The organism is Roseisolibacter agri (assembly GCF_030159095.1).
GTDB classification, from domain to species: domain Bacteria; phylum Gemmatimonadota; class Gemmatimonadetes; order Gemmatimonadales; family Gemmatimonadaceae; genus Roseisolibacter; species Roseisolibacter agri.
This window is the reverse complement of the sequence record NZ_BRXS01000006.1, coordinates 73,580-97,279: the sequence shown is the minus strand read 5'-3', so window position 1 is coordinate 97,279 and position 23,700 is coordinate 73,580. Positions and strand designations below refer to the sequence as shown.

Genomic DNA, 23,700 nt, shown 5'->3' with positions numbered 1-23,700 from the left:
CATGGGCTATCCCCACCGCTCGCACGAGCGCGAGACTCCCGTCCTCTCGAAGCACTTCGGCGACCCGGCCGCGCGCACCCTGCAGGGGTGGCGCGAGCGCGGCGGCTACGTCGCGCTCGAGAAGGCGCTGAAGATGGACCCGGCCGAGATCCAGACGATCGTCAAGGACTCCGGCCTGCGCGGCCGCGGCGGCGCCGGCTTCCCGACGGGCGTGAAGTGGAGCTTCATGAAGCCCGACGGCAAGCAGCACTACCTGTGCTGCAACGCCGACGAGTCGGAGCCGGGCACGTTCAAGGACCGCGAGATCATGCGCTGGACGCCGCACGCCCTGGTCGAGGGCGTGGCGCTCGGCGCGTACGCGATCTACGCCACCGTCGCCTACATCTACATCCGCGGCGAGTTCACCGAGCCGCTGGAGCAGGTGCGCGCCGCGGTGAAGGAGGCGTATGCCGCCGGCATCCTCGGCGAGAACGCGATGGGCAGCGGCAAGACGGTGCACGTGCACGTGCACCAGGGCGCCGGCGCCTACATCTGCGGCGAGGAGACGGCGCTCATGAACTCGCTGGAGGGGCGCCGCGGCAATCCGCGCATCAAGCCGCCCTTCCCGGCGGTCGCGGGCCTGTTCGGGCAGCCGACGACGATCAACAACGTCGAGACGCTGACCGCGGTGCCGCACATCCTGAACAACGGCGCCGAGTGGTACAAGCAGTTCGGCCGCCCGGACAACCCGAAGAGCGTCGGCACCAAGCTGTTCTCGGTGTGCGGCAACGCCGCGCGCCCGGGCAACTACGAGGTGCCGCTCGGCTTCAACTTCGGCGAGTTCCTGTGGGACCTCTGCGGCGGCGCCGCGAACGGCCGCGAGATCAAGGCCGTGATCCCGGGCGGCTCCTCGGTGCCGTTCCTGACGGCCGAGGAGTGCCGCACCGCGATCATGGACTACGAGGGCTTCGTCGCGGCGGGCTCGATGCTCGGCTCCGGCGGCGTCATCGTCTTCGACGATCAGCAGGACATGGTGCGGCAGATCGCGCGCCTGTGCCGCTTCTACGCTCACGAGAGCTGCGCGCAGTGCTCCCAGTGCCGCGAGGGCACCGCGTGGACGACGAAGATCATGGAGCGCATCTCGGCCGGCGACGGCACGGTGCGCGACTTCGACACGCTGCTCTCGATCGCCGACAACATGACCGGCAAGACGATCTGCGTGCTCAGCGACAGCTGCGCGACGCCGGTCGTGTCCGGCCTCAAGAAGTTCCGGCACGAGTTCGAGGCCAAGCTGAAGCCCACGCCGGGCGTGGTGGGCTACGGCAGCACGGCCACCGCCGCCGCGGCGCCCCGCGCCGCGAGCCCGACGGCCTGACCTCGCCACGATACCATCCATGGCCGACGTGAAGCAGGTCACGCTCACCATCGAGGGCCGACAGGTCGTGGTCCCCGAGGGCACGAGCATCCTCGAAGCGGCGAAGTACGCCGGCGTGCTCATCCCGCACTACTGCTACCACCCGGGGCTCCCGGTGGCCGGCGTGTGCCGCATGTGCCTCGTCGAGGTCGAGAAGTTCCCGAAGCTCGCGCCCGCGTGCGCCACCGCCGTCGGCGAGGGGCAGGTGGTGCACGTGCACTCCGAGAAGGCGCTGGAGGCCCGCAAGGGCGTGCTCGAGTTCCTGCTCATCAACCATCCGCTCGACTGCCCGATCTGCGATCAGGCGGGCGAGTGCGAGCTGCAGGACTACACCTTCCAGGAAGGGCGCGCGGACTCGCGGTACATGGAGCCCAAGCGCTTCAACCCGGTGGAGGACTTCGGCGGCGACGTCCTGTACGTCACCAACCGCTGCATCCTCTGCACGCGCTGCGTGCGCTTCATGGACAAGGTGGCGCAGGACTCCGTGCTCAACGTCAGCGAGCGCGGCGACCGGGCGGTCATCGGCATCCATCCCGAGCACGACCTCGGCGACCATGCGTGGTCGGGCAACGTGATCGACCTCTGCCCGGTGGGCGCGCTCGTCTCGAAGGACTTCCTGAACAAGGCACGCGCGTGGGAGCTGGATCGCACCGCCTCGGTGTGCCCCAACTGCACGCAGGGGTGCAACAGCATCCTCGAGACGCGCGACGACACCGTCGTGCGCATGCGGCCGCGTCCCAACGAGGCGGTGAACCAGTACTTCCTCTGCGACCAGGGCCGCCTCGACTACCGCTGGCTGGAGCGCCGCGATCGCGCCGAGCTGCCGTACGTGCGCACCAACGGCCGCGGTGACGCGACGGAGCTGAAGGCCGCCGACTGGGACGTGGCGCTGCGCGACGCCGCGGCGCTGCTGAACGGCCGCCGCGCGCACGTCCTCGTGTCGCCGATGCTGTCGAACGAGTCGCTCGGCCTGCTCGCGCGCCTCGTGGCGCGCACGGGCGGCACCGGCGTCTACACCGTGGCGACGGGTCCCGAGGCGCCGCTGCCCGGCGTGCCGGACCTGTCGCTGCGCGCGGACCGCGCGGCGAACGTGATCGGCGCGGAGCTGTTCGGCTTCGAGCGCCGCGACGCGGCGGCAATGCTGAATGGGCTGCAGTCGGGCGACGTGCTGGTGGTCGCGGACGAGGAGCTCGCGGCCGCGCCGCCGACGCTTCCCGCCGGCGTGCGCATCCTGGTCCTCGGCACGACGGTCCCCGCGTGGGCGGCCGGCGCCGACATCGTGCTCCCCATCGCCAACATGGCGGAGGAGGAGGGCACCTTCACCAACATCCGCGGCCGCGTGCAGCGATTCATGCAGGCGAAGGCGGCGCCCGGGCTGGCGCGGCCCAGCTGGTACGTGCTCGGCGACCTGCTCGCCGCGATGGGCGACGGCGAGGGCTACTTCACCGCGTCGGACGCGTTCCGCGCGATCGCCGGCGCGCACGCGAGCTTCGCCGGCCTGTCGTACGACACGCTGGGCCTCCGCGGCGCGCTGGTGGCGGACGCCGAGCGCTTCGCGGCGGAGCCGGCGATGGCGGGGGCGGCATGAGCGTCCACGTCGCGGGCGCCCTCGCGCTGCTGCAGTCGTACAATCCGCAGGTCGAGCATCCGGGCGCGGGGACGTTCTTCGTCGCGAGCCTGATCAAGATGATCCTCGTGTTCAGCGTGACGATGGTGCTCGCCGCGCTGCTCACGCTGGCCGAACGGAAGTTCTCGGCGTGGTTCCAGGACCGGCACGGTCCGAACCGCGTCGGGCCCGGCGGGCTGCTGCAGCCCGTCGCGGACGGCCTCAAGAACTTCGTGAAGGAGAAGACGTTCCCGGGCGTCGCCTACAAGCCGATCTTCCTGATCGCGCCGGCGATGGCGTTCATCCCGGCGATGTCGACCTTCGCGGTGATCCCGTTCGCGTCGCCGCTGCCGACGCCGTGGGGCCTGATCCCGATGGTCGTCGCCGACCTGCCGATCGGCTTCCTGTACGTGCTCGCCGTGACGTCGCTCAGCGTGTACGGGCTGACGCTCGCCGGCTGGAGCTCGAACAACAAGTACGCGCTGCTCGGCGGCCTGCGCTCGAGCGCGCAGATGGTGTCGTACGAGATCGCGATGGGCATGTCGACGATCCCGGTGCTGCTGCTGGCCGGCAACGTCTCGCTGCCCGAGATCATCCAGCAGCAGGCGACGATGGGCTGGAACGTGTTCCTGCTCTCCATCGCCTTCTTCATCTTCCTCGTCGCCGCGTTCGCGGAGACGAACCGCCTGCCGTTCGACCTGCCGGAGGCCGAGTCGGAGCTGGTGGCGGGCTACCACACGGAGTACAGCGGGATGGCGTTCGCCATGTTCCCGCTCTCCGAGTACGTGGCGATGATCACCGCCAGCGGGCTGATGACGACGCTGTTCGTGGGCGGCTGGGACGTCCCGTTCACGCTCTGGGACAACACGCCGCCGTGGACGTGGGTGAAGACGCTCGTCACGCTGCTGATGTTCGGCGCCAAGACGCTCTTCTTCCTGTTCACGTACATCTGGATCCGCTGGACGCTGCCGCGCTTCCGCTACGACCAGCTGATGGCGCTGGGGTGGAAGTTCATGCTGCCGCTGGCGCTCGGCTACATCGTGGTGATCGCATCGGCGATCCTGACGCTCGACTACCTCGGCGTGGCGCGCGGGCCGCTGTTCGGCCTGATCCTCTTCGCGCTCAACGCGGTGCTGGCGGTCGGCGTCTTCGTGGGGATCGACCGCGGGCGACTCATCAGCCCGACGAACACCCGCGCGCGCGCCGACGAGGTGCGCCGGCTGCGCGCGATCGCGCTGCAGCGGGCCGCCGCGAACCGCGCCGGGCAGCTGGCCGGCGAAGCCGCCGACTGAGGCCCTACGAGGCGACCATGACGATCAACGTGAGGGTCCTCGACCGGCCGGTCGAGGAGGTGAGCTACGTGCGCGCCACGCTCAAGGGCATGGCGATGACGCTCAAGCACTTCGTGAACCGCGAGAAGCGGCACCAGGTGACGGTGCAGTACCCCGAGCAGAAGTGGGACCTCTCGCCGCGCTGGCGCGGCACCCATCGGATGCTCACGACGGAGAGCGGCAAGGCGAAGTGCGTCGCCTGCGGCCTCTGCCCGACCGTCTGCCCGGCGAACTGCATCAAGCTGGTGCCCGGCGAGGACGAGCAGGGCAACCGGTACCCGCTCGTGTTCGAGATCGACGAGTTCCGCTGCATCTTCTGCGGCTACTGCCAGGAGGTATGCCCGGAGGAGGCGATCCACGTCGGGCAGCACTACGAGAACTCGGAGTACAGCCGCGAGGGGATGGTCTACGACCTGGAGCGGCTGATGGCGCAGACGCACCCCGTCAGCGAGCTGTGGGACCCCGCCGACCCGAAGGGCGAGTGACCGCATGAGCCTTCTCTACCAGTTCCACTTCTACCTCTTCGGGCTGCTCGCCGTCGCGTCGTCCATCCTGTTCATCACCCGCAAGAGCCCCGTCGCGGCGGCGCTCTGGCTGGTGAGCACGATGTTCGCCCTGGCCGCCGAGTACATCATGCTGGACGCGCAGTTCGTCGGCGCCATCCAGGTGCTCGTGTACGCGGGCGCGATCATGGTCGTGTTCCTGTTCGTCGTGATGCTGCTGAACCTGGGCAGCGCGGACATCGCCGCCGACTTCCGCGAGAACAAGGTGCGCCTGGGCGCGGGCGCCGTCGGCATCGTGCTGCTCGCGATGCTGCTCTCGCTGTCGAACCTGCGCCTGCCGGTCATCGAGCCGGTGACGGTGCGCGAGACGAACGTCGTGGCGCCGGTGGCCGAGGCGCTGTTCACCGAACATCTGCTGGCCTTCGAGGTCACGAGCATCCTGCTGCTGGCCGCCCTGGTCGGCGCGGTGGTGCTCGCCAAGCGCCGGGGGCGCGCGTGATCGCCGAGTCGCTCTTCTTCAGCGCCATCCTGTTCACGGTCGGCGTGGTCGGCGTGCTCACGCGCCGCAACGCGCTGATCATCTTCATGTGCGTGGAGCTGATGCTCAACGCCGTGAACCTCAGCTTCGTGGCGCTCTCCAAGCTGCACGGCGGCGCGCTGGGGCAGGTCTTCGTCGTCTTCGTGATGACCGTGGCGGCCGCCGAGGCGGCGGTCGGGCTGGCCATCGTGATCGCGGTCTACCGGCACTTCGGGACCGTGGACCTCGCGAACATCAACCTGCTCAAGGGCTGATGCTGCTCCCACTCCTGCAGGCCGCCGCGGAGGCCGCCTCCGCGTCCGCGCCGGCGGCCCACCCGCTGGCGGGCACGGTGGCGGAGTACGTCTGGCTGCTGCCGCTCCTGCCGCTCCTCGGCTTCGTCATCAACGGCGCGCTCTCGATCTTCCCGGCCTACCACGTCGGGCCCGAGGATCCGTCGCACGATCCCGAGGCCGGTCACACCGACATGGCGCACGAGGAGGCGTACGACGCCGAGACGGCGACGTTCCACTCGCGCTGGAACGGGCTGTCGAGCTTCGTCGGGCCCGCGGTCGTGGGCGTCGCGTTCGTGCTCGCCGTGATGATGTTCCTCGCGATGCGCGGGGCGGGGAGCGCGCTGGGGACGGCCGGCCCGTTCACGCGCACCTACGGCTCGTGGATGCCCGCGGGCGACCTGCGCATCGAGTGGGGCTTCCAGCTGGATCAGCTGTCGATGCTGATGACGCTCATCATCACCGGCGTCGGCTTCCTGATCCACCTGTTCAGCATCGGCTACATGCGGACGGATCCCGGGTACTCGCGCTACTTCGCGTACCTGAACCTGTTCGTCTGCTTCATGCTCATCCTCGTCCTCGGCGCCAGCTATCCGGTGCTGTTCGTGGGCTGGGAGGGCGTGGGCCTCTGCTCGTACCTGCTCATCGGCTTCTGGTTCTCGGACGAGGCCAACGCGAACGCCGGCAAGAAGGCGTTCATCGTCAACCGCATCGGCGACTTCGGCTTCCTGGTCGCGATGTTCCTGCTGTGGGCGAACCTCGGCGCGCTCGACTACGCGGGCGTGAACGCCGCGGCGGGGACGCTGGCGGCGAACGGCGCCGTCATCACCGCGATCTGCCTCTTCCTCTTCCTGGGGTGCGCCGGCAAGAGCGCGCAGCTGCCGCTCTACATCTGGCTGCCGGACGCCATGGCCGGTCCGACGCCGGTCTCCGCGCTCATCCATGCGGCGACGATGGTGACGGCGGGCGTCTACCTCATCGCGCGCAGCGGCGTGCTGTTCGCGCTCGCGCCGTTCGCCTCGCTGCTGGTGGCGCTCACCGGCGCGCTGACCGCGCTGTTCGCGGCGACGATCGGCCTCCGCCAGTGGGACATCAAGAAGGTCCTCGCGTACTCCACGGTCTCGCAGCTCGGCTACATGTTCGTGGCCGCGGGCGTGGGGGCGTACTCGGCGGCCGTCTTCCACCTCGCGACGCACGCCTTCTTCAAGGCGCTGCTCTTCCTCGGCGCCGGCTCGGTGATCTACGCCCTCCACGAGGCGTACCACCACACGCACCGCGAGGAGGATGCGCAGGACATGCGCAACATGGGCGGGCTGCGCCGGTTCATGCCGGTGACGTTCGCGCTCATGTGGGCCGCGACGCTCGCCATCTCGGGCGTGCCGCCCTTCTCGGGCTTCTTCTCGAAGGACCAGATCCTCGGCTCGGTGTTCGCCGCCGCGCAGCACTCGGCCATCGCCGAGCTGTCGATCGCGGGCATCCCGGGCTCGGCGATCCTGTACGCGATCTACGTCCTGGGGCTGATCACCGCGCTGCTGACCGCGATCTACATGACGCGGATGATGCTCTACACCTTCCACGGCGCGAACCGCACCGGGGAGGACGAGCGGCACCACCTGCACGAGGCGCCGTGGATCATGACCGGCCCGCTCCTCGTGCTCGGCGTGCTCACGGTCTTCGGCGGGTGGCTGAACATCCCGGCGATCCTCGGCTGGATGGGCGGGGTGGGGGCGCTCGACCGCTGGCTGGCGCCCGTCGTCGGCCGCGCGTCCGAAGCGCTCGCCGGCGGCGAGGCCGCGCACCTCTCGCACTCCACCGAGTACGCGCTGATCGGCGCCGCGGTCGCGGTGGGCGCGGTGGGCATCCTGTTCGCGGCGATGCGCTACCGCGCGCCGCTGCGGCCCAAGCGCGAGGCCGAGGCGGCCGTGGGCTTCGGCGACGCCGTCGAGCACGCGTACTACGTGAACGAGGGCATCGACCGTCTCATCATCGAGCCCACGGTCGCGATCTCGCGCAAGGTGCTGTGGCGCGGCCTCGACGTCGGGCTCATCGACGGTGTCCTGGTGAACGGCAGCGCGCTCCTGATGCGCGGCGTCGCGTGGGCCGGCGCGCGCATCCAGACCGGCAACGTCGGCAACTACGCGTGGATCATCGCGGTCGGCGCGCTGGTGGTGATCGGCGCCGTGGCCTTCCGCTGACCGGCCGGCGCCCGTGACCGCTCCTCTCCTCTCCCCGAACGACCCGACGCGGAATGCGTGACGTGATCGCCGCGCTGCACCTCGATCAGTGGGTGCTTCCCGCGCTGCTCGTGTGGCCCCTCCTCGGGGCGCTGCTGATCTTCATGTTCGGCCGCACCGCGCTTCCGGGCCGCGACCCGGGCTTCGCGCCCTGGCGCGACGTGCGCGTGCTGACGATGAGCGTCCTGATCGGCGAGGCGCTCATGGCGCTCGGCCTGTGGGCGATCTTCGACCCCACGCTCACCGACTGGCAGGCGCGCGTCGACATGCCGTGGATCCCCGAGTGGGGCGCCCGCGTGACGCTCGGCGTCGACGGCATCTCGCTCGTGATGGTGCTCATGACGACGCTGCTCATGCCGCTGGCCGTATTCGCCAGCTGGAGCAACGTCACGAGCAAGATCCGCAGCTACTACGGCCTGCTGCTGATCCTCGTCACCGGCATGATCGGGGTCTTCCTCTCGCTCGACCTGCTCCTGTTCTACGTGTTCTGGGAGCTGGTGCTGATCCCGATGTACTTCATGATCGGGATCTCGGGCGGGAAGGACCGCGCGCGCGCGAGCCACAAGTACTTCATCGCCGCCTTCATCGGCTCGCTGCTGATGCTGGTCGCGATCGTCGCCTTCTGGGTCGCCGGCGGCTCGCGGACGTTCAACTACGACGCGCTGCTGGTGGCGACGCGCGGGGCGCTGAGCCAGTCGGTCCAGACGTACCTGTTCCTCGGCTTCTTCCTCGCCTTCGCGATCAAGAGCGCCTTCTTCCCGTTCCACACCTGGCTCCCGGACGCCCAGCACGAGGCGCCCACCAGCGGGGCGGTGGCGCTGGGCGTGAAGGTCGGCACGTACGGCATCCTGCGCTTCGCGCTGCCGTTCTTCCCGGCGGCCGCGCTGCATCCGACGGTCCGGGTCACGATCATCGGCCTCGCGGTCGCCGGCATCATCTACGGTGCGCTGGTCGCGATGGTGCAGCCCGACTTCAAGAAGCTGGTCTCGTACGCCTCGGTGAGCCACCTCGGCTTCGTGGTGCTCGGGATCTTCGCGCTGACGGTGCAGAGCATCCAGGGCGCGATGATGGTCATGATCGGCCACGGCGTCTCGCTCGGCGCGCTCTTCCTGCTGGTCGGCATGCTGCAGGACCGCACCGGCACCGGCATGATCCAGCGCTTCGGCGGCATCGCCCGCATCGCGCCGCTGTTCGCCGCGTCGCTGCTGCTGGCCGCGCTCAGCACCATCGGCCTCCCGGGGACGAACGGCTTCGTCGGCGAGTTCCTGGTGCTCATCGGCTCGTACCGCGTGTACCCGGTCGCGTCGGTGATCGCGACGACGGGCGTGGTGCTCGCCGCCGTCTACCTGCTGTGGGCGCTCCAGCGCGTGATCTTCAACCCGCACAACCCGGCGGAGACCGGGACCGTGAAGGACCTGGACCGCCGCGAGATGGTCGTCATGGCGGCGTTCGCGGTGGCGATCCTCTGGCTCGGGATCGCGCCCGCGCCGGTGCTGCGCCGCCTCGAGGGACCGGCGGCGCGCGTGGTGGAGCAGGTCACGCGCGACGCGTCGAGCACGGCCTCCAGCGCGGCGCTCGATCACGCGCCCGATCGCGCGCCCGCCGCGCAGCCGTAGGGGATCCGCCCGAGCCTCCCCGGGTGCGTCCCGACGCCGTCCGCCCGCACCTTCCGGCATCCTGGGCCGGGGTGCAACTTGCCGCCGTTGCACCGGTTCGTTTCGCGTCATCGTCTCGATGGCGCGTGCGCCCTGCCGGACGCGCGCGTCCCGGGACGTCCACCGGGAGGTCGGTACATGCGTGATTGGCTCGCCGCCGTGCAGTACGCCACGTGGATCCTTCCCGCGCTCCTCGTCGTGCCCCTGATCGGCGCGCTGCTGATCGGCGTCGCGGTCCGTCCGGCGAAGCATCCGGACACGGAGGAGGAGTACGTGGACGGCCGGCGCGTCCGCGCCATCGCGCTCGGGACACTGCTGATCGAGGCGCTGCTGTCGGCCGGGATGTGGTGGGCGTTCGACCCGGCCGATCCCGCGTGGCAGTTCCGCGTCGACTTCCCCTGGATCACCGACTGGGGCGCGCGCTTCACGCTCGGCGTCGACGGGATCTCGCTGTTCATGATCCTGCTCACGACCTTCATCATGCCGCTCGCCCTCATGGGCGACTGGACGAGCGTGCGGACCAAGCTGCGGACGCACTACATCCTGCTGCTGATCCTGACGACCGGCATGGTGGGCGTGTTCGTCACGCTCGACCTGCTGCTCTTCTACATCTTCTGGGAGATCATGCTGGTGCCGATGTACTTCATCATCGGCATGTGGGGCGGGGAGCGGCGCACGTACGCGAGCGTCAAGTTCTTCCTCTACACGATGTTCGGCTCGCTGCTGATGCTCCTCGCCATCATCTGGCTGTGGGCCGGCACCGGCGCGACGAGCTTCGCCTACGAGCACATCCTCGCCAACTTCCGGCACACCGGGGCGGCGACGTTCTGGCTGTTCGGCGCCTTCTTCCTGGCCTTCGCCATCAAGGTGCCGCTCTTCCCGTTCCACACCTGGCTCCCCGACGCGCACGTCGAGGCGCCGACGACGGGCAGCGTGATCCTCGCCGCGGTCATGCTGAAGATGGGCACCTACGGGTTCCTGCGGTTCGCGCTGCCGCTCTTCCCGGCGGCCGCGATGCACCCGACGGTCCGCGCGATCATCCTCGGCCTCGCCGTCGTGTCGATCGTCTACGGCGCGCTGGTGGCGATGGTGCAGCCGGACCTCAAGAAGCTCGTGGCGTACTCCAGCGTCAGCCACCTGGGCTTCGTGATGCTCGGGATCTTCGCCCTCACCACCCAGAGCGTGCAGGGCGCGCTCATGGTGATGGTGAGCCACGGGATCTCGACGGGCGCGCTCTTCCTGATGATCGGCATGCTCTACGAGCGCGCCCACACGCGCGAGATCGCCAAGTTCGGCGGCATCGCGCGCTCGGTGCCGATGTTCTCCGCGTTCTTCCTCCTGGTGGCGCTCAGCTCCATCGGGCTGCCGGGCACCAACGGCTTCGTGGGCGAGTTCGTGACGCTCCTCGGCGCCTACCAGACGGCGCCGCTGTTCGTCATCATCGCCTCCACGGGCGTCGTCTTCGCCGCTGCGTACCTCCTGTGGGGCGTGCAGCGGGTGCTCTTCAATCCGCTCCGGGGCGAGGCGAACGCCACCCTGGTAGACTTGAACCGCCGCGAGCTCGCCGTCGTCGGCGTGTTCGCCGTGGCCATCCTCTGGCTCGGGCTCGCGCCCGGCCCGGTGCTCCGCCGCATGGAGCCCGCCGCCAGCCGCCTCGTCCAGCAGGTCGAGCGCGGCGCGCAGCTGGCCGCCGTCCCGGACACCAGCACCGCCGTCCAGCCCTGACCCCATGCCGCTCGACCTGACCGTCCCGTCCGCGCTCCTCACCGCGCTCCTCCCCGACCTCGTCGTCGTGGGGGGAGCGATGCTCCTGCTGCTCTGGGGCGTCTGGCGACCCGAGGGCGCGCCCGGCCGGCCGGTGGCCGTCGGCGCGATCGGCGTCTGCCTGGCCGCGATGGCGGCCATCGGCTGGATGTCGCTGAACGCCGTCACGGCGGGGCCAGGCGTCATCGCGATCGACAACTTCCGCTGGGCCGCCGACATCGTGATCCTCGTCGGCACGATCCTCAGCATCGCGCTCTCCGACGACTACGGCCGGCGCAGCGAGCCGGTCGCGGTCGAGTCGCACGCGCTCACGCTGCTGGCGACGTCCGGCATGATGCTCCTCGCCGGCGCGCGCGACCTGATCCTCGTCTTCCTCGGCATCGAGCTGATGTCGATCGCGGTCTACGTGCTCGCGGGCATCAACCGCCGCAGCGCGCGGTCGGCCGAGGCGGCGCTCAAGTACTTCCTGCTCGGCGCGTTCTCGACGGCGTTCCTGCTCTACGGCGTCGCGCTCGTCTACGGCGCGACCGGCTCGACCAACCTCGCCGGCATCGGCGCGGCGATGGCGAGCGCGCCCACGGGCCCCGGCTCGATGCTCGTGATCGGGCTCGCGCTGATGCTCGTCGGCTTCGCCTTCAAGGTCGCCGCGGCGCCCTTCCACATGTGGACGCCCGACGTGTACGACGGCGCGCCGACGCCGTTCACGGCCTTCATGGCGGCGGCGGTCAAGGCGGCGGCGTTCGCGACCTTCGCGCGCGTCTTCATGGAGGGCTTCGCCGGCATGTTCGTCCGCTGGCACGACGTCATCTGGTGGATGGCCGCGATCACGATGGTGCTCGGCAACCTGATCGCGCTGTCGCAGCGGAATCTGAAGCGCATGCTCGCGTACTCGAGCATCGCGCACGCCGGCTACCTGATGGTCGCGCTGGTGACCAACACGACGGCCGGCGCCGCGGCGCTCGTCTTCTACCTGTTCGCGTACACGCTGGCGACGGTCGGCGCGTTCGCGGTCGTCATGGCGCTCAACGAGGGCGCCGAGCGGCCGACCGACGTGCGCGACTGGTCGGGGCTCTTCTCGGTCCGGCCGGGCCTCGCGATCGCGATGGCGGTGTTCATGCTCGCGCTGCTCGGCTTCCCGATCGCGGGCGGCATGGGCTTCTTCGCCAAGTGGTACGTCCTGCAGGCCGCGCTGCAGGCGCCCGCGCCGCAGACCCGCCTCGCGGTGCTGCTCGTGATCACCTCGGTCATCTCCGCCGGGTACTACCTGTTCGTGATCATGGTGATGTTCATGCGGCCGCGCGCCGCCGACGCGCCCGCGCTCCCGGCGGCGCCGCGCTGGACGCAGACGGTGATCTTCGGGGCCGCGGGGCTGCTGCTGGTGCTCGGCCTCTACCCGACGCCGATCGTGCGCTGGGCCCGTTCCAGCTCGCTGGAGCCCGCCACGGCGGTCACGCGCCCGTCGCCCGCGCCCGTGCGGCCCGACGCCGACCCGCTCCGCGTCACGGCCCGCTGACGCCGCCGGTCGCGCGGCACGCACGCTCCCGAGGGCCGGCCGCGCGCCGGCCCTCGGCTTGCCCGGACACCCGTCGTTGGCGATACTCGCCGGCGCGACGCCGCCTCCTCCGCGGCGTGCTCGCCGGGGCGATGCTCCCCTGACCTCCGCCTTTCGTCGCATGGCCGACCAGCTCCGGCAGCAGATCTTCCGACAGTACGACGTGCGCGGCATCGTCGGCCGCGACCTCTCCGCCGACGTCGCGCGCACCCTCGGCCGCGCCTACGCCGCCTATCTCGCGAAGCACGGCATCTCGGGCGCGGTCGCCGTCGGCCGCGACAACCGGCCCAGCGGGCAGATGCTCCGCGACGGCCTCGTCGCGGGCCTCAACGAGTGCGGCTTCGACGTCGTCGACATCGGCGTCGTGCCGACGCCCATCACCTACTGGGCGCTGCACAACGAGCCGGTCGTCGGCGGGATCCAGATCACCGGCTCGCACAACCCGCCCGAGTACAACGGCTTCAAGATCTCCGTCGGCAAGAACTCGATGCACGGCGACGAGATCCAGGAGCTCTACCAGCTCGCGGTCGCGGGCGCGTTCCCGAGCGGGCAGGGAAGCGTGCGCGAGGTCGCGGTGCTCGACCGCTACGTCGACGACGTGGTGCAGCGCACCGGGAAGCTCTCGCGCCCGCTCCACGTCGTCGCCGACTACGGCAACGGCGCCGGCGCGATCGTCGGGCCGCAGCTGCTCGAGAAGCTGGGCGCGAAGGTCACGCACCTCTTCGCGGAGAGCGACGGCACCTTCCCGAACCACCACCCGGATCCGACGGTCGTCGAGAACCTGACCGACATCATCGCCGCCGTGAAGGGCGAGCGCGCGGACCTCGGCATCGCCTTCGACGGCGACGCGGACCGCATCGGCCTGATCGACGACAACGGCGACATCATCTGGGGTGACCACATCCTCATCCTCTACGCGCGCGACGTGCTGGCGCGCACGGGGAAGGGGCAGAAGGTGATCTTCGACGTGAAGTGCTCGCAGGCGCTCCCCGACGCGATCCGCGCCGCCGGCGGCGACCCGATCATGTGGAAGACGGGCCACTCCCTCATCAAGGACAAGATGAAGGAGACGCACGCCCCGATCGCCGGCGAGATGAGCGGCCACATGTTCTTCGCCGAGGGCTTCTACGGGCACGACGACGCGCTCTACGGCGCGGCGCGCCTGCTGCGCATCGTCGCCGACTCGGGGAAGTCGGTCTCGGAGCTGCTGGCGGACGTCCCGAAGTTCGTCTCGACGCCGGAGCTGCGCGTCGACGTGCCGGAGGAGCGCAAGTTCGCGATCGTCGACGACGCGGTGCGGCACTTCCGCGGCACGCACGACGTGGTGGACGTGGACGGCGTGCGCGTGCTCTTCGGCGACGGCTGGGGGCTGATCCGTGCGTCGAACACGCAGCCCGTGCTGGTCATGCGCTTCGAGGCACTGACGCAGGAGCGCCTGGAAGAGATCCGCGCCGAGATGGAGGGATGGCTGCGGTCGCAGGGCGTGGACCCGACGCCCGGCGTGGGGCATTGAGGCGCGACACCAGGACGCCCCGCGCGTGACGCGCCGCCACTGGCTGGCGCTGCTCCTCGGCATCGCCGCGCTGCTGCTGCTCGGCCGCGCGGTGGCCGAGGTGGTGGTGGAGCGGCGGTGGTACGCGGCGTTGGGGCCGGGCGCGCTCGACGTGTGGCGCGCCCGCGAGGCGGCGCTCTGGCTGCTGCGCGGCCTGTGCGCGGCCGTCGCGGCGGCGGTCTGCTTCGCCAACCTGTACGGCGTGGTGAGCTCGGTCGAGAAGGTCGTGCTCCCGCGCCGGCTGGGCGACCTCGAGATCGGCGAGACGGTGCCCGGCCGGCGCCTGCTGTGGAGCGCGGCCGCGATCTCGCTCGCGATCGGCGCGCTGCTCGCGCTGCCGCTGGACACCTGGATGCCCGTCGTCGCGCTGGGCGCCGGCGCGTCGTTCGGCGAGATCGAGCCGTTCACCGGCCACGACCTCGCGTTTCACGTGCACTGGCTGCCGCTGGAGCACGCGCTGTACACGTGGGCGCTGTTCGTGCTGCTGGCCGTGGGCGCGCTGGTGCTCGCGTGCTACGCGCTCACGCCGGGCCTTCGCATCGTGCGCGGGCGCATCCGCATGAGCGGGCACGTGCGGCGCCACGTCACGGTGCTCGGCGTCGGCCTGCTGCTGCTGCTCGCGTGGGGCCACCGCCTCGACGCGTTCGGGCTGCTGGTGGCCGGCAGCGGCGAGGGCGGGCTGTTCACCTACGCGGACCATCGCATCGGGCTGCCGATCCGCTTCGCGCTCGCGGTGCTCACCGGGCTCTCGAGCCTCGCGGTCCTGCGCGCCGGATGGGCAGGGCAGCCGCGGCTCGCGTTCTGGGTCGTCACGGGCGTGCTCGTGGTGACGTTCGCGTCGCGCTGGCTCGCGCCCGTCGTCGTCACGCAGCTCACCGCGCCCGACGAGCTGACGCGCCTCCAGGCGTCGTACGCCGCCACGCGCGCGCTGTACACGCGGCGCGCCTACGCGGCGGATGCGGTCACGGCGGCGCCGGCCGGCTACGGTCTGGACTCGCTGGCGGCGCTCTCCGGCGCGACGTCGGTGTGGGATCCGGCCGTGCTGCTGCGCGCGATGGAGCGGCTGCGACGCGGCGGCGCCGCCGTCGGTGACGTCGGATGGGCGGCGGGACCGGACGGCGCGCTGCGCGCGATCGTCGTCGAGCGCCCGGCGGTCACGCCCACCGAGGACACGCTCCCCGAGTTCACGGTCGTCACGGTGGACGCGGTGCGCACCGAGAGCGACGGCTCGCCGCTCGCCGTCACGAGCGACTCGCGGCCGCTGAGCGACGCGGGGCGCGGCGTGCGCGTCCTCGTGCATCCCGACGCGATCGGCCCCGCGGTGATGAGCGATCCCGCGCAGGGCATCGTCGGCGATCCCGTCGTGGGATGGGGCGCGCGGCTCGCGCACGCGTGGGCCCGCCGCGACCTGCGGCTCGCCTTCTCGGTCGCGCTCGAGCGCACCGCGTCGCCCGAGCTGGTGCTCCGGCGCGATCCGCGCGAGCGGCTGCGCGCCCTGGTGCCCTTCTTCACGCAGGGCGAGGCGATCTATCCCGCGCTGCACGCCGACTCGCTGCACTGGATCGTGCACCTCTACGCGGCGACGGACGCGTATCCGCTGAGCGGGCACTGGGCCGTGACGCGACGCGAGCGGAGCTACTTCCAGCACGCGGCGGTGGCCATCGTCAACGCGCAGTCGGGCGCGGTGCAGCTGGTCGCGGACGCGGCGCCAGGCGCGCTCGCGCGCGTCTGGATCCGACGCTTCCCGGGGCTCTTCCAGCCGCGCGCCGCGCTGCCGCCCGATCTCGCGGGCGCGATCCCGCCGCCGATCGACGCGGTGCTGGTGCAGGGCTGGGTCTTCGCGCAGTACGGCGCGCGCGGCGCGACCAGCGTCGCGCCGCGCCGGCTCAGCGGCGGCGCCGCCGGCGACAGCGCGGCAGGGCTGGCGCCGCGGGCGGTCACGCTGCTCCCGCTCCCGGCGTTCGCGCGCGCGAATGGCGACTCGCTGCCGCCGCTCGCGCGCGCGCCGGTGGCCTCGTGGACCATCCCGCTGCTCGACGCGGCGAGCCGCGTGGACGGGGCGCTGATTGCCGTCGGCGGCGCCGCGCCGCGGACGCTCTGGATGCCCGCCAACGGCGCCTTCCCACGCTGGCCCGAGCTGACGGAGCGGATGCGCGAGGTCACCACGCCGGTGCTGGAGCCCGCGCGCGCCGCGCCGGAGCCCAATGCGCCGCGGCCCGCGACCACGCCGCCGGCCGGCACCGTGCGCGGGCAGCTGCGCGCGCTGCCGGTGCGCGGCGCGCTCACGTTCCTGCAGCCGACGTACGATCAGTCGCGCGACGCGCCCGCGGTGGCCGCGGTGGCGCTCGCGACCGCCGACAGCGTCCGCGCCGGCCGGTCGCTGTCCGGCGTCCTCGGCGGCGTCGTCATCCCCGGCGATACGACGTCCGGCACCGACCGCCTCGGCCGCGCGCGGAGCCTGTACGACGTCATGCGGCAGGCGCTTCAGCGCGGCGACTGGGCGCGCTTCGGCGCGGCGCTCGACTCGCTCGGCGCTGCCGTCGGCGCGCGGCCGCGCTAGCGCCCCTCTGGCTTGCCCGCCGGCCCGCCGGCCGGGTAGCTTGCCCGCTTCCTGACGCCCACGCCGGGCGCGTCGGACCCCGCTGCGGACATCGCGCGGAGGCCGAGCGCGAGGCGCGGGCGTTCGGGACGCGCACCGCGCGACAACTCACCTTTCGGAGATCCCAGTGAACATCCACGAGTACCAGGCGAAGGACGTGCTTCGCCGCTACGGCGTGCCGATCCCGCCCGGCGAGGTCGCGACGACGCCGGAGCAGGCCGAGGCCATCGCCAAGCGCGTCGGCAAGCCGGTCATGGTGAAGGCGCAGGTGCACGTCGGCGGGCGCGGCAAGGCCGGCGGCGTGAAGTACTGCCCGACCCCCGAGGCCGCGCGCGAGAAGGCGCAGGCGATCCTCGGCATGGACATCAAGGGGCTGACCGTCGAGAAGGTGCTCGTCACCGAGGCCGCCGACATCGGCACCGAGGCGTACGTCGGCATCATCGTGGATCGTGCGACCAAGAAGGCCGTCTTCATGGTCAGCGCCGCGGGCGGCATCGACATCGAGGAGGTCGCCGCGACGACCCCGGAGAAGATCAAGTACTTCCCGGTCGATCCGCGCTACGGGCTGCTCCCGTTCGAGGCGCAGGAGCTCGGCTTCTTCCTGTATCAGGACGCGAAGCAGGCGCGCGCCGCGGCGAAGATCATGGCGCAGCTCTACAAGGCGTTCGTCGAGAACGGCTGCTCGCTCGCCGAGATCAACCCGCTCGTGGTGACGCCGCAGGGTGAGGTGATCGCGGTCGACGCGAAGATGGTGATCGACGACAACGAGCTGGAGCGCCGCGCGGACCTCGAGGAGCTGCGCGACGAGAGCTCCGAGGCGCCGAGCGAGGTCGATGCCCGCAACGCGAACCTCACGTTCATCAAGCTCGATGGCAACGTCGGCTGCATCGTGAACGGCGCCGGCCTCGCGATGGCGACGATGGACCTCGTGAAGTACTACGGCGGCGAGCCGGCGAACTTCCTCGACATCGGCGGCTCGTCGAATCCCGAGAAGGTCGTCAACGCGCTCCGCATCATCACCGCCGATCCGAACGTCAAGGCGATCCTGTTCAACATCTTCGGCGGCATCACGCGCACCGACGACGTGGCCAACGGGATCGTGACGGCGACCAAGCAGAACCCGCTCAAGGTGCCCATCGTGATCCGCCTCACCGGCACGAACGAGGAGATCGCGGTGAAGATCCTCGAGGAGAACGGCTTCACCGCGCTGACCGACATGGACGAGGCGGTCAAGAAGGCCGTCCAGCTCGCGACGGAGGGCGGCAAGTGAGCGTCTTCATCGACAAGGACACGCGCCTCATCGTGCAGGGCATCACGGGCCGCGACGGCTCGTTCCACGCCAAGCAGATGATGGAGTACGGCACGCAGGTCGTCGCCGGCGTGACGCCCGGGAAGGGCGGGCAGAAGTTCGAGGGCTCGGTGCCCGTGTTCAACACCGTCGAGCAGGCGGTCAAGGAGACCGGCGCCAACACGTCCGTCATCTACGTGCCGCCGCCGTTCGCGGCCGACGCGATGATGGAGGCCGCGGCCGCCGGCGTGAAGTTCGTCGTCTGCATCACCGAGGGCGTGCCGGTCATCGACATGCTCAAGGTGCGCCCGTACGTCATCGAGCAGGGCGCGCGCCTCCTGGGGCCGAACTGCCCGGGCGCGATCACGCCGGGCCAGGCGAAGGTCGGCATCATCCCGGGCCGCATCTGCACGCCGGGCAACGTCGGCGTCGTGAGCCGCTCGGGCACGCTGACCTACGAGGTCGTGAACCACCTGACGAAGGCGGGGCTCGGCCAGAGCACCTGCGTCGGCATCGGCGGCGATCCGATCAACGGCACGGGCTTCATCGACGTGCTGCAGGCGTTCGAGAACGACCCGGACACGAAGGTCGTCGCGATGATGGGTGAGATCGGCGGCACGGACGAGCAGGACGCCGCCGCGTTCATCAAGGAGAAGATGACCAAGCCGGTCGTCGGCTTCATCGCCGGCCAGACCGCGCCGCCGGGCCGCCGCATGGGCCACGCGGGCGCGATCATCTCCGGCTCGTCGGGCACCGCGGCCGAGAAGATCGACGCGTTCAGGGCCGCCGGCATGGGCGTCGCGCAGCGTCCGATCGACTTCGTCGAGCTGGTTCGCGAGCGCCTGAACTGAGGAACGCGCTGCGGACTCCGGGCTGCGGATTCGAACCCGCAGCCCGCAGTCCGCAGCGTTTTCTTTCGCGATGCATCTCTCCGACTTCATCCGCCCCGACCGCGTCGTCGTTCCGCTCCCCGGATCGACGCTGCAGGACGCGGCGGGCGCGCTGCTCGACCGGCTGATCGCGGCCGGCGCGGTGGCGCATCCCGAGCGCCTGCGCGCGCGCCTCGCCGAGGAGCGCGCGGAGGACCTCGTGGGCATGGGCGACCGGGCGTTCCTGCTGCACTACCGCAGCGACGCGGTGAAGGAGCTCGTGGTCGCCGTCGGCATCACGCGCCTCCCCGTGGAGCGCGAGCTGGGCGAGAGCGACGAGACGCAGTCCGCGCGCATCGTGCTGCTCATCGCCGCGCCGCCGCGGCAGGCCGCGCTCTACCTGCAGGTCGTCGGCGCGTTCGCGCGCGTGCTCTCGAAGCCCGACGTGGTGGGCACGGTGGTCGCGCAGCCGACGCCCGAGGCGCTGGCCGCGCTGCCGGTCTTCGCGCAGGTCGCGCTGCGCGACCAGCTGATCGTGCGCGACCTGATGACCGAGCGTCCGCGCTCCGTCTCGCCGGACGCGCCGCTCAAGGATGCCGCGCTGGACATGGTCCGCGCCGGCGTGGCGGGCCTGCCCGTGGTGGACGACGGCGGGCGGGTGGTGGGGATGCTCTCGCAGCGCGAGCTCTTGCAGCACCTCCTGAACAGCTATCTTCAGCGCGGCCACGCCGCCCCGGCCCCGGGCGCGCCCGGCGTCGTCGATGCGCGCTCGCGCACCGTGCGCGACGTCATGACGCGTCAGGTGCTCTGCGTCTCGCCCGAGCAGCCGGTGGCGGAGGTGGCCGCCATGATGACCAACAAGGACGTCGACCGGGTCCCGGTCGTGCGCGAGGGGCGCCTGGTGGGCTTCCTCACGCGCGGGGACATCGTCCGCAAACTGATCGGCTCCTGACGGCGCGGCTCGCCGCGCGCCCAGGGGCCCCTCTCACAGGATTTCACGCAATGGCCGGCAACCGCACGCTCGCGATCATCAAGCCCGACGCCTTCGGCTCGGGCAAGGCGGGGAAGGTCCTCGCGCTCCTCGAGGACAAGGGCTTCCGCCTGATCGCCGGGAAGGCGAAGCAGCTGTCCCAGGCCGAGGCCGGGGCGTTCTACGAGGTCCACAAGGAGCGCCCGTTCTACGGGGAGCTCGTCAGCTTCATGACCTCGGGCCCGTGCATGCCGATCGTGCTCGAGAAGGCGGACGCGGTCGCCGCCCTGCGCGAGGCGATCGGCGCCACCGACCCGGCCGAGGCGGCCGAGGGGACGGTGCGGAAGCTCTACGCGGAGTCGAAGGGCCGGAACGCGATCCACGCGTCGGACTCGGACGAGAACGCGGCGCGCGAGATCGCGTTCTTCTTCGCCCAGACCGAGATCGTCGGCTGAGCCGGGGCGGGGCGCGCACCGCGGGCCGGCGCACCGCTGGCTCTAAGTGCGCGCCCCGGCGCGACTTGAATTGCCCCCCGGGGGCCGCTAGGTTCAGCGGCTATGCTGTCCTTTGACATCCGCTCGCTCGAGTCGAAGGCCGAAGCCGTCGACGGGGAGCTGCCGCCCACGGACCCGGTCTGGGTCGAGGGCGATCCGCTTCCGCAGGGGCCCATCCGGGTCACCGGCCGTCTGTCCGCGGCCGGTGCCGGGCGCTTCTACTTCAGCGGGCGGATGGCGGGGACGGCGACGGGCGAGTGCCGGCGGTGCCTCACGGACGTGACGTCAGAGGTGGACATCGACGCGCACCTGATCTTCGCCGAGGAAGAGCTGGACGCGGAGGGCGAGGAGTCCGATGCGTACCCGTTCGACCCCAGCGAGCGGCTGCTCGACCTCCGGCCGGCGATTCGCGAGGAGTGGCTCCTGGCCGCGCCCGCGTTCCCGCTCTGCCGCGAGGACTGCCGGGGGCTCTGCCCCCAGTGTGGCGCGGACCTGAACGAGGACCCGCAGCACACGCACGCCGCGTCCGACCCGCGGTGGGATGCCCTGCGCGACGCCACCGGCGGCGCGGCGGGCGACCCGCCGATCTCCAGCTGATCTCGAAAACCGACCGCCGCGCGGGGCCGCGCCCCTGCGCGGTCTGGTGCGTCGCCGACCGGCGCGCGCCATCCGGTGCCGCCGCGCGACAACCGATCCTCTAGTCTCCTGGTATCCCGCCATGGCCGTCCCGAAGCGCCGTACCTCCAAGCGGAAGAAGCGCGCCCGTAACACGCACAAGGCCGCGCCCGCCATCGCGCTGCAGGCGTGCCCGCAGTGCAGCAGCCCGAAGCGTCCCCACCGTCTGTGCGACGAGTGCGGCTACTATGCGGGCGAGCTGCGCGCCGCGGCCCAGGAAGCCTGACCTTGGCGCGCGTCGCGTTGGACGCGATGGGGGGCGACTTCGCTCCCCGGGCGACGGTAGCCGGCGCGCTCCTCGCGCTCGCGGAGCTTGAGCGCGAGCACACTGTGCAGTTGGTCGGGCAGTCGGCGGTCGTCCAGGCGACGATCGACGAGCTGCTCGCGGGGGAGATGGCGGCGCATGCCGCCCTCCGCGACCGCCTCGAGCTCGTCGAGGCGCCCGACGTCATCACCATGACCGACAAGCCGTCCGTGGCGCTGCGCGGCAAGCCGCAGAGCTCCATGGTCGTCGGGCTGCGCCTGCAGGCCGAAGGGAGATCGGACGCGTTCGTCTCCGCCGGGAACACCGGCGCGCAGATGGCCGCGTCCGCTTTCGTTCTCGGGCGCCACGAGGGCCTCGCCCGGCCCGCGATCGGCACGCTCTTCCCGACCGCGCGCAAGCCGGTCGTGGTGCTCGACTCGGGCGCGAACGTCGACAGCTCCGCCGAGGAGCTGGTCCAGTTCGCGCGCATCGGCACCGTCTACGCCGAGGACATGCTCGGCCGCCCCAACCCGACCGTCGGCCTGCTGTCGATCGGCGAGGAGGCGGAGAAGGGGAACGCGGCGGTGAAGGAGGCGCACCAGCTCCTCCTCGCCTCGGGCCTCAACTTCCTCGGCAACGTCGAGGGGCGCGACATCCCCGTCGGGCAGTGCGACCGCGGGCCGATCGACGTCGTCGTCTGCGACGGCTTCGTCGGCAACGTCCTCCTCAAGTTCTACGAGGCGCTCGCGCCCACCCTCATGGGCATGTTCGCGAAGGCGCTCGGTGCCGAGCGGGCCGCGCTCGAGGAGGCGTTCCGTGAGCTCGACTACTCGGACCACGGCGGCGCGCCGCTCCTCGGCGTGAAGGGCGTCAGCATCATCTCGCACGGCAAGAGCGGTCCCCGCGCCATCAAGAACGCCATCCGGGTCGCGCTGCGCGCCAGCGAGTCGCGGATGAGCGAGCACGTCGGCCGACGCCTCGCGGAGGGCACCGCGAGCCGCGCCGCCACCGACGGCGCGCCGGCCGCCTGAGGCGGCCCGTCCCGGCGCCGTCTTCGTCCCACCGCGCGCCCGGCCCCGCGCGCCCCGGCTCAGGGGCTCGCCCGCGCCGCGCCGCCCAGCCTCATCGCCCGTGAAGCGTCCCGTCGCGTACGTCGCCGGCACCGGCCGTGGTGTCCCGGCCACGGTCCTGACCAACCACGACTTCGCGTCGCGCGGCATCGAGACCTCGCACGAGTGGATCGTCGAGCGGACCGGCATCCACGAGCGCCGCATCGCCGCCAACGGCGAGTCGACCTGCTCGATGGCCGCCGAGGCCTCCCGCCGCGCCATGGAGCGCGCGGGCGTCCAGGCGGGGGATCTCGACGTCATCGTGCTCAGCACCGCGACGCCGGACCGGCTGCTCCCCGCGACCGCCGTCGACCTGCAGGCCGCGCTCGGCGCCCAGCGCGCGGCGGCGTTCGATCTCTCGGCCGCCTGCTCCGGCTGGCTGTACGCGATCACCGTCGCCGAAGGGCTGATCGCGACCGGCGCCGCGGAGACGGCGCTCGTCGTCGGCGCCGAGAAGATGAGCGCGATCGTCGACTGGACCGACCGCAACACGTGCGTCCTGTTCGGCGACGGCGCGGGTGCGGTCGTGCTGCGCGCCTCCAAGACGGCGCGCCGCATCAGCGACCCGAATCAGGCCAAGGGCATCCTGTCGTCGTTCATGCGCAGCGACGGCCAGCTCGCCGAGCTGCTCTGGCGTCCGGGCGGCGGCGCGACGGAGCCGTTCACCGAGGCGACGCTCACGGATCGCTCGCACTTCGTGAAGATGGCGGGCCGCGAGGTGTTCAAGCACGCCGTGCGCTCGATGAGCGAGGCCGCGGACCGCGCGCTGGACGGCGCGAAGCTCACCGGCGCCGACATCGACGTGATGATCCCGCACCAGGCCAACGTGCGCATCATCGAGGCGACCGCGAAGCACGCGAACATCCCGATGGACAAGGTCTACGTGAACGTCGACCGCTACGGCAACACGTCGTCGGCGTCCATCGGCATCGCGCTCGACGAGGCCATCGAGAAGGGGCGCGTGAAGGAGGGCACGACGGCGCTGCTCGTCGCGTTCGGCGCGGGCTTCACGTGGGCCTCGATGGTCGTGCGGTTCTGACCCGCCTCCAGAC

20 protein-coding genes are annotated in these 23,700 nt (G+C 71.4%); all 20 read left to right on the top strand.

The features are described from left to right. Position 1: 1 nt before the first annotated feature. The 20 genes from nuoF (at position 2) to rosag_RS18670 (ending at position 23,687) form a co-directional block, all read left to right on the top strand. The gene (gene nuoF / locus rosag_RS18765) at positions 2-1,354 is read left to right on the top strand and encodes an NADH-quinone oxidoreductase subunit NuoF (RefSeq protein WP_284351705.1); all 1,353 of its coding nucleotides are present in this window, start codon (positions 2-4) and stop codon (positions 1,352-1,354) included. Positions 1,355-1,373: 19 nt separating this feature from the next. After that, a complete protein-coding gene (locus tag rosag_RS18760) occupies positions 1,374-2,981 on the top strand; it encodes an NADH-quinone oxidoreductase subunit G (protein ID WP_284351704.1) in 1,608 nt (535 codons plus the stop codon). Then, a complete protein-coding gene (nuoH, locus tag rosag_RS18755; protein ID WP_284351703.1) occupies positions 2,978-4,291 on the top strand; it encodes an NADH-quinone oxidoreductase subunit NuoH in 1,314 nt (437 codons plus the stop codon). Before rosag_RS18760 ends, nuoH begins: the two co-directional genes overlap by 4 nt. A 17-nt stretch (positions 4,292-4,308) precedes the next feature. Beyond that, complete coding sequence (locus tag rosag_RS18750; RefSeq protein ID WP_284351702.1) at positions 4,309-4,815, top strand: NuoI/complex I 23 kDa subunit family protein; 507 nt, start codon at positions 4,309-4,311, stop codon at positions 4,813-4,815. 4 nt (positions 4,816-4,819) lie between these two features. Next, complete coding sequence (locus tag rosag_RS18745) at positions 4,820-5,332, top strand: NADH-quinone oxidoreductase subunit J family protein (RefSeq protein WP_284351701.1); 513 nt, start codon at positions 4,820-4,822, stop codon at positions 5,330-5,332. Then, positions 5,329-5,625, top strand: a complete 297-nt coding sequence (nuoK, locus tag rosag_RS18740; protein ID WP_284351700.1) for an NADH-quinone oxidoreductase subunit NuoK — start codon at positions 5,329-5,331, stop codon at positions 5,623-5,625. The genes rosag_RS18745 and nuoK overlap by 4 nt, the downstream gene beginning before the upstream one ends. After that, on the top strand, positions 5,625-7,838 hold the full coding sequence (gene nuoL / locus rosag_RS18735; protein WP_284351699.1) for an NADH-quinone oxidoreductase subunit L: 2,214 nt from the start codon (positions 5,625-5,627) through the stop codon (positions 7,836-7,838). Before nuoK ends, nuoL begins: the two co-directional genes overlap by 1 nt. Positions 7,839-7,891: 53 nt before the next feature. Next, positions 7,892-9,493, top strand: coding sequence for a complex I subunit 4 family protein (locus rosag_RS18730; protein WP_284351698.1), 1,602 nt, complete (start codon positions 7,892-7,894; stop codon positions 9,491-9,493). A 177-nt stretch (positions 9,494-9,670) separates the two neighbouring features. After that, a complete protein-coding gene (locus rosag_RS18725) occupies positions 9,671-11,257 on the top strand; it encodes a complex I subunit 4 family protein (RefSeq protein ID WP_284351697.1) in 1,587 nt (528 codons plus the stop codon). Positions 11,258-11,261: 4 nt separating this feature from the next. Continuing rightward, positions 11,262-12,809, top strand: coding sequence for an NADH-quinone oxidoreductase subunit N (locus tag rosag_RS18720; protein ID WP_284351696.1), 1,548 nt, complete (start codon positions 11,262-11,264; stop codon positions 12,807-12,809). Between the two features lie 160 nt (positions 12,810-12,969). Next, a complete protein-coding gene (locus rosag_RS18715; protein WP_284351695.1) occupies positions 12,970-14,361 on the top strand; it encodes a phosphomannomutase/phosphoglucomutase in 1,392 nt (463 codons plus the stop codon). Positions 14,362-14,386: 25 nt separating this feature from the next. Next, the gene (locus rosag_RS18710) at positions 14,387-16,960 is read left to right on the top strand and encodes a UPF0182 family protein (protein ID WP_284351694.1); all 2,574 of its coding nucleotides are present in this window, start codon (positions 14,387-14,389) and stop codon (positions 16,958-16,960) included. 166 nt (positions 16,961-17,126) lie between these two features. Beyond that, positions 17,127-18,269, top strand: coding sequence for an ADP-forming succinate--CoA ligase subunit beta (gene sucC / locus rosag_RS18705; RefSeq protein ID WP_284351693.1), 1,143 nt, complete (start codon positions 17,127-17,129; stop codon positions 18,267-18,269). Then, positions 18,266-19,138, top strand: coding sequence for a succinate--CoA ligase subunit alpha (gene sucD, locus rosag_RS18700; RefSeq protein WP_284351692.1), 873 nt, complete (start codon positions 18,266-18,268; stop codon positions 19,136-19,138). The genes sucC and sucD overlap by 4 nt, the downstream gene beginning before the upstream one ends. A 70-nt stretch (positions 19,139-19,208) precedes the next feature. Then, a complete protein-coding gene (locus rosag_RS18695) occupies positions 19,209-20,108 on the top strand; it encodes a CBS domain-containing protein (RefSeq protein ID WP_284351691.1) in 900 nt (299 codons plus the stop codon). Positions 20,109-20,158: 50 nt separating this feature from the next. Continuing rightward, entirely contained in the window at positions 20,159-20,581 is a 423-nt protein-coding gene (ndk, locus tag rosag_RS18690; RefSeq protein WP_284351690.1) for a nucleoside-diphosphate kinase, read from the top strand. 102 nt (positions 20,582-20,683) lie between these two features. After that, positions 20,684-21,217, top strand: coding sequence for a YceD family protein (locus tag rosag_RS18685; RefSeq protein WP_284351689.1), 534 nt, complete (start codon positions 20,684-20,686; stop codon positions 21,215-21,217). Positions 21,218-21,338: 121 nt separating this feature from the next. Then, the gene (gene rpmF, locus rosag_RS18680) at positions 21,339-21,521 is read left to right on the top strand and encodes a 50S ribosomal protein L32 (RefSeq protein ID WP_284351688.1); all 183 of its coding nucleotides are present in this window, start codon (positions 21,339-21,341) and stop codon (positions 21,519-21,521) included. Between the two features lie 2 nt (positions 21,522-21,523). Next, positions 21,524-22,570 (top strand): phosphate acyltransferase PlsX, encoded by a 1,047-nt coding sequence (gene plsX, locus rosag_RS18675; protein WP_425607521.1) that lies wholly within the window; start codon positions 21,524-21,526, stop codon positions 22,568-22,570. Positions 22,571-22,670: 100 nt separating this feature from the next. Next, complete coding sequence (locus rosag_RS18670; RefSeq protein ID WP_284351686.1) at positions 22,671-23,687, top strand: beta-ketoacyl-ACP synthase III; 1,017 nt, start codon at positions 22,671-22,673, stop codon at positions 23,685-23,687. Positions 23,688-23,700 lie beyond the last annotated feature (13 nt).

Excerpts from the sequence above, each read along its gene's own strand:
- nuoF (WP_284351705.1), top strand. The coding sequence starts at position 2 with ATGGGCTATCCCCACCGCTCGCACGAGCGCGAGACTCCCGTCCTCTCG.
- rosag_RS18760 (WP_284351704.1), top strand. The coding sequence starts at position 1,374 with ATGGCCGACGTGAAGCAGGTCACGCTCACCATCGAGGGCCGACAGGTC.
- nuoH (WP_284351703.1), top strand. The coding sequence starts at position 2,978 with ATGAGCGTCCACGTCGCGGGCGCCCTCGCGCTGCTGCAGTCGTACAAT.
- rosag_RS18750 (WP_284351702.1), top strand. The coding sequence starts at position 4,309 with ATGACGATCAACGTGAGGGTCCTCGACCGGCCGGTCGAGGAGGTGAGC.
- rosag_RS18745 (WP_284351701.1), top strand. The coding sequence starts at position 4,820 with ATGAGCCTTCTCTACCAGTTCCACTTCTACCTCTTCGGGCTGCTCGCC.
- nuoL (WP_284351699.1), top strand. The coding sequence starts at position 5,625 with ATGCTGCTCCCACTCCTGCAGGCCGCCGCGGAGGCCGCCTCCGCGTCC.
- rosag_RS18730 (WP_284351698.1), top strand. The coding sequence starts at position 7,892 with ATGCGTGACGTGATCGCCGCGCTGCACCTCGATCAGTGGGTGCTTCCC.
- rosag_RS18725 (WP_284351697.1), top strand. The coding sequence starts at position 9,671 with ATGCGTGATTGGCTCGCCGCCGTGCAGTACGCCACGTGGATCCTTCCC.
- rosag_RS18720 (WP_284351696.1), top strand. The coding sequence starts at position 11,262 with ATGCCGCTCGACCTGACCGTCCCGTCCGCGCTCCTCACCGCGCTCCTC.
- rosag_RS18715 (WP_284351695.1), top strand. The coding sequence starts at position 12,970 with ATGGCCGACCAGCTCCGGCAGCAGATCTTCCGACAGTACGACGTGCGC.
- rosag_RS18695 (WP_284351691.1), top strand. The coding sequence starts at position 19,209 with ATGCATCTCTCCGACTTCATCCGCCCCGACCGCGTCGTCGTTCCGCTC.
- ndk (WP_284351690.1), top strand. The coding sequence starts at position 20,159 with ATGGCCGGCAACCGCACGCTCGCGATCATCAAGCCCGACGCCTTCGGC.
- rosag_RS18685 (WP_284351689.1), top strand. The coding sequence starts at position 20,684 with ATGCTGTCCTTTGACATCCGCTCGCTCGAGTCGAAGGCCGAAGCCGTC.
- rpmF (WP_284351688.1), top strand. The coding sequence starts at position 21,339 with ATGGCCGTCCCGAAGCGCCGTACCTCCAAGCGGAAGAAGCGCGCCCGT.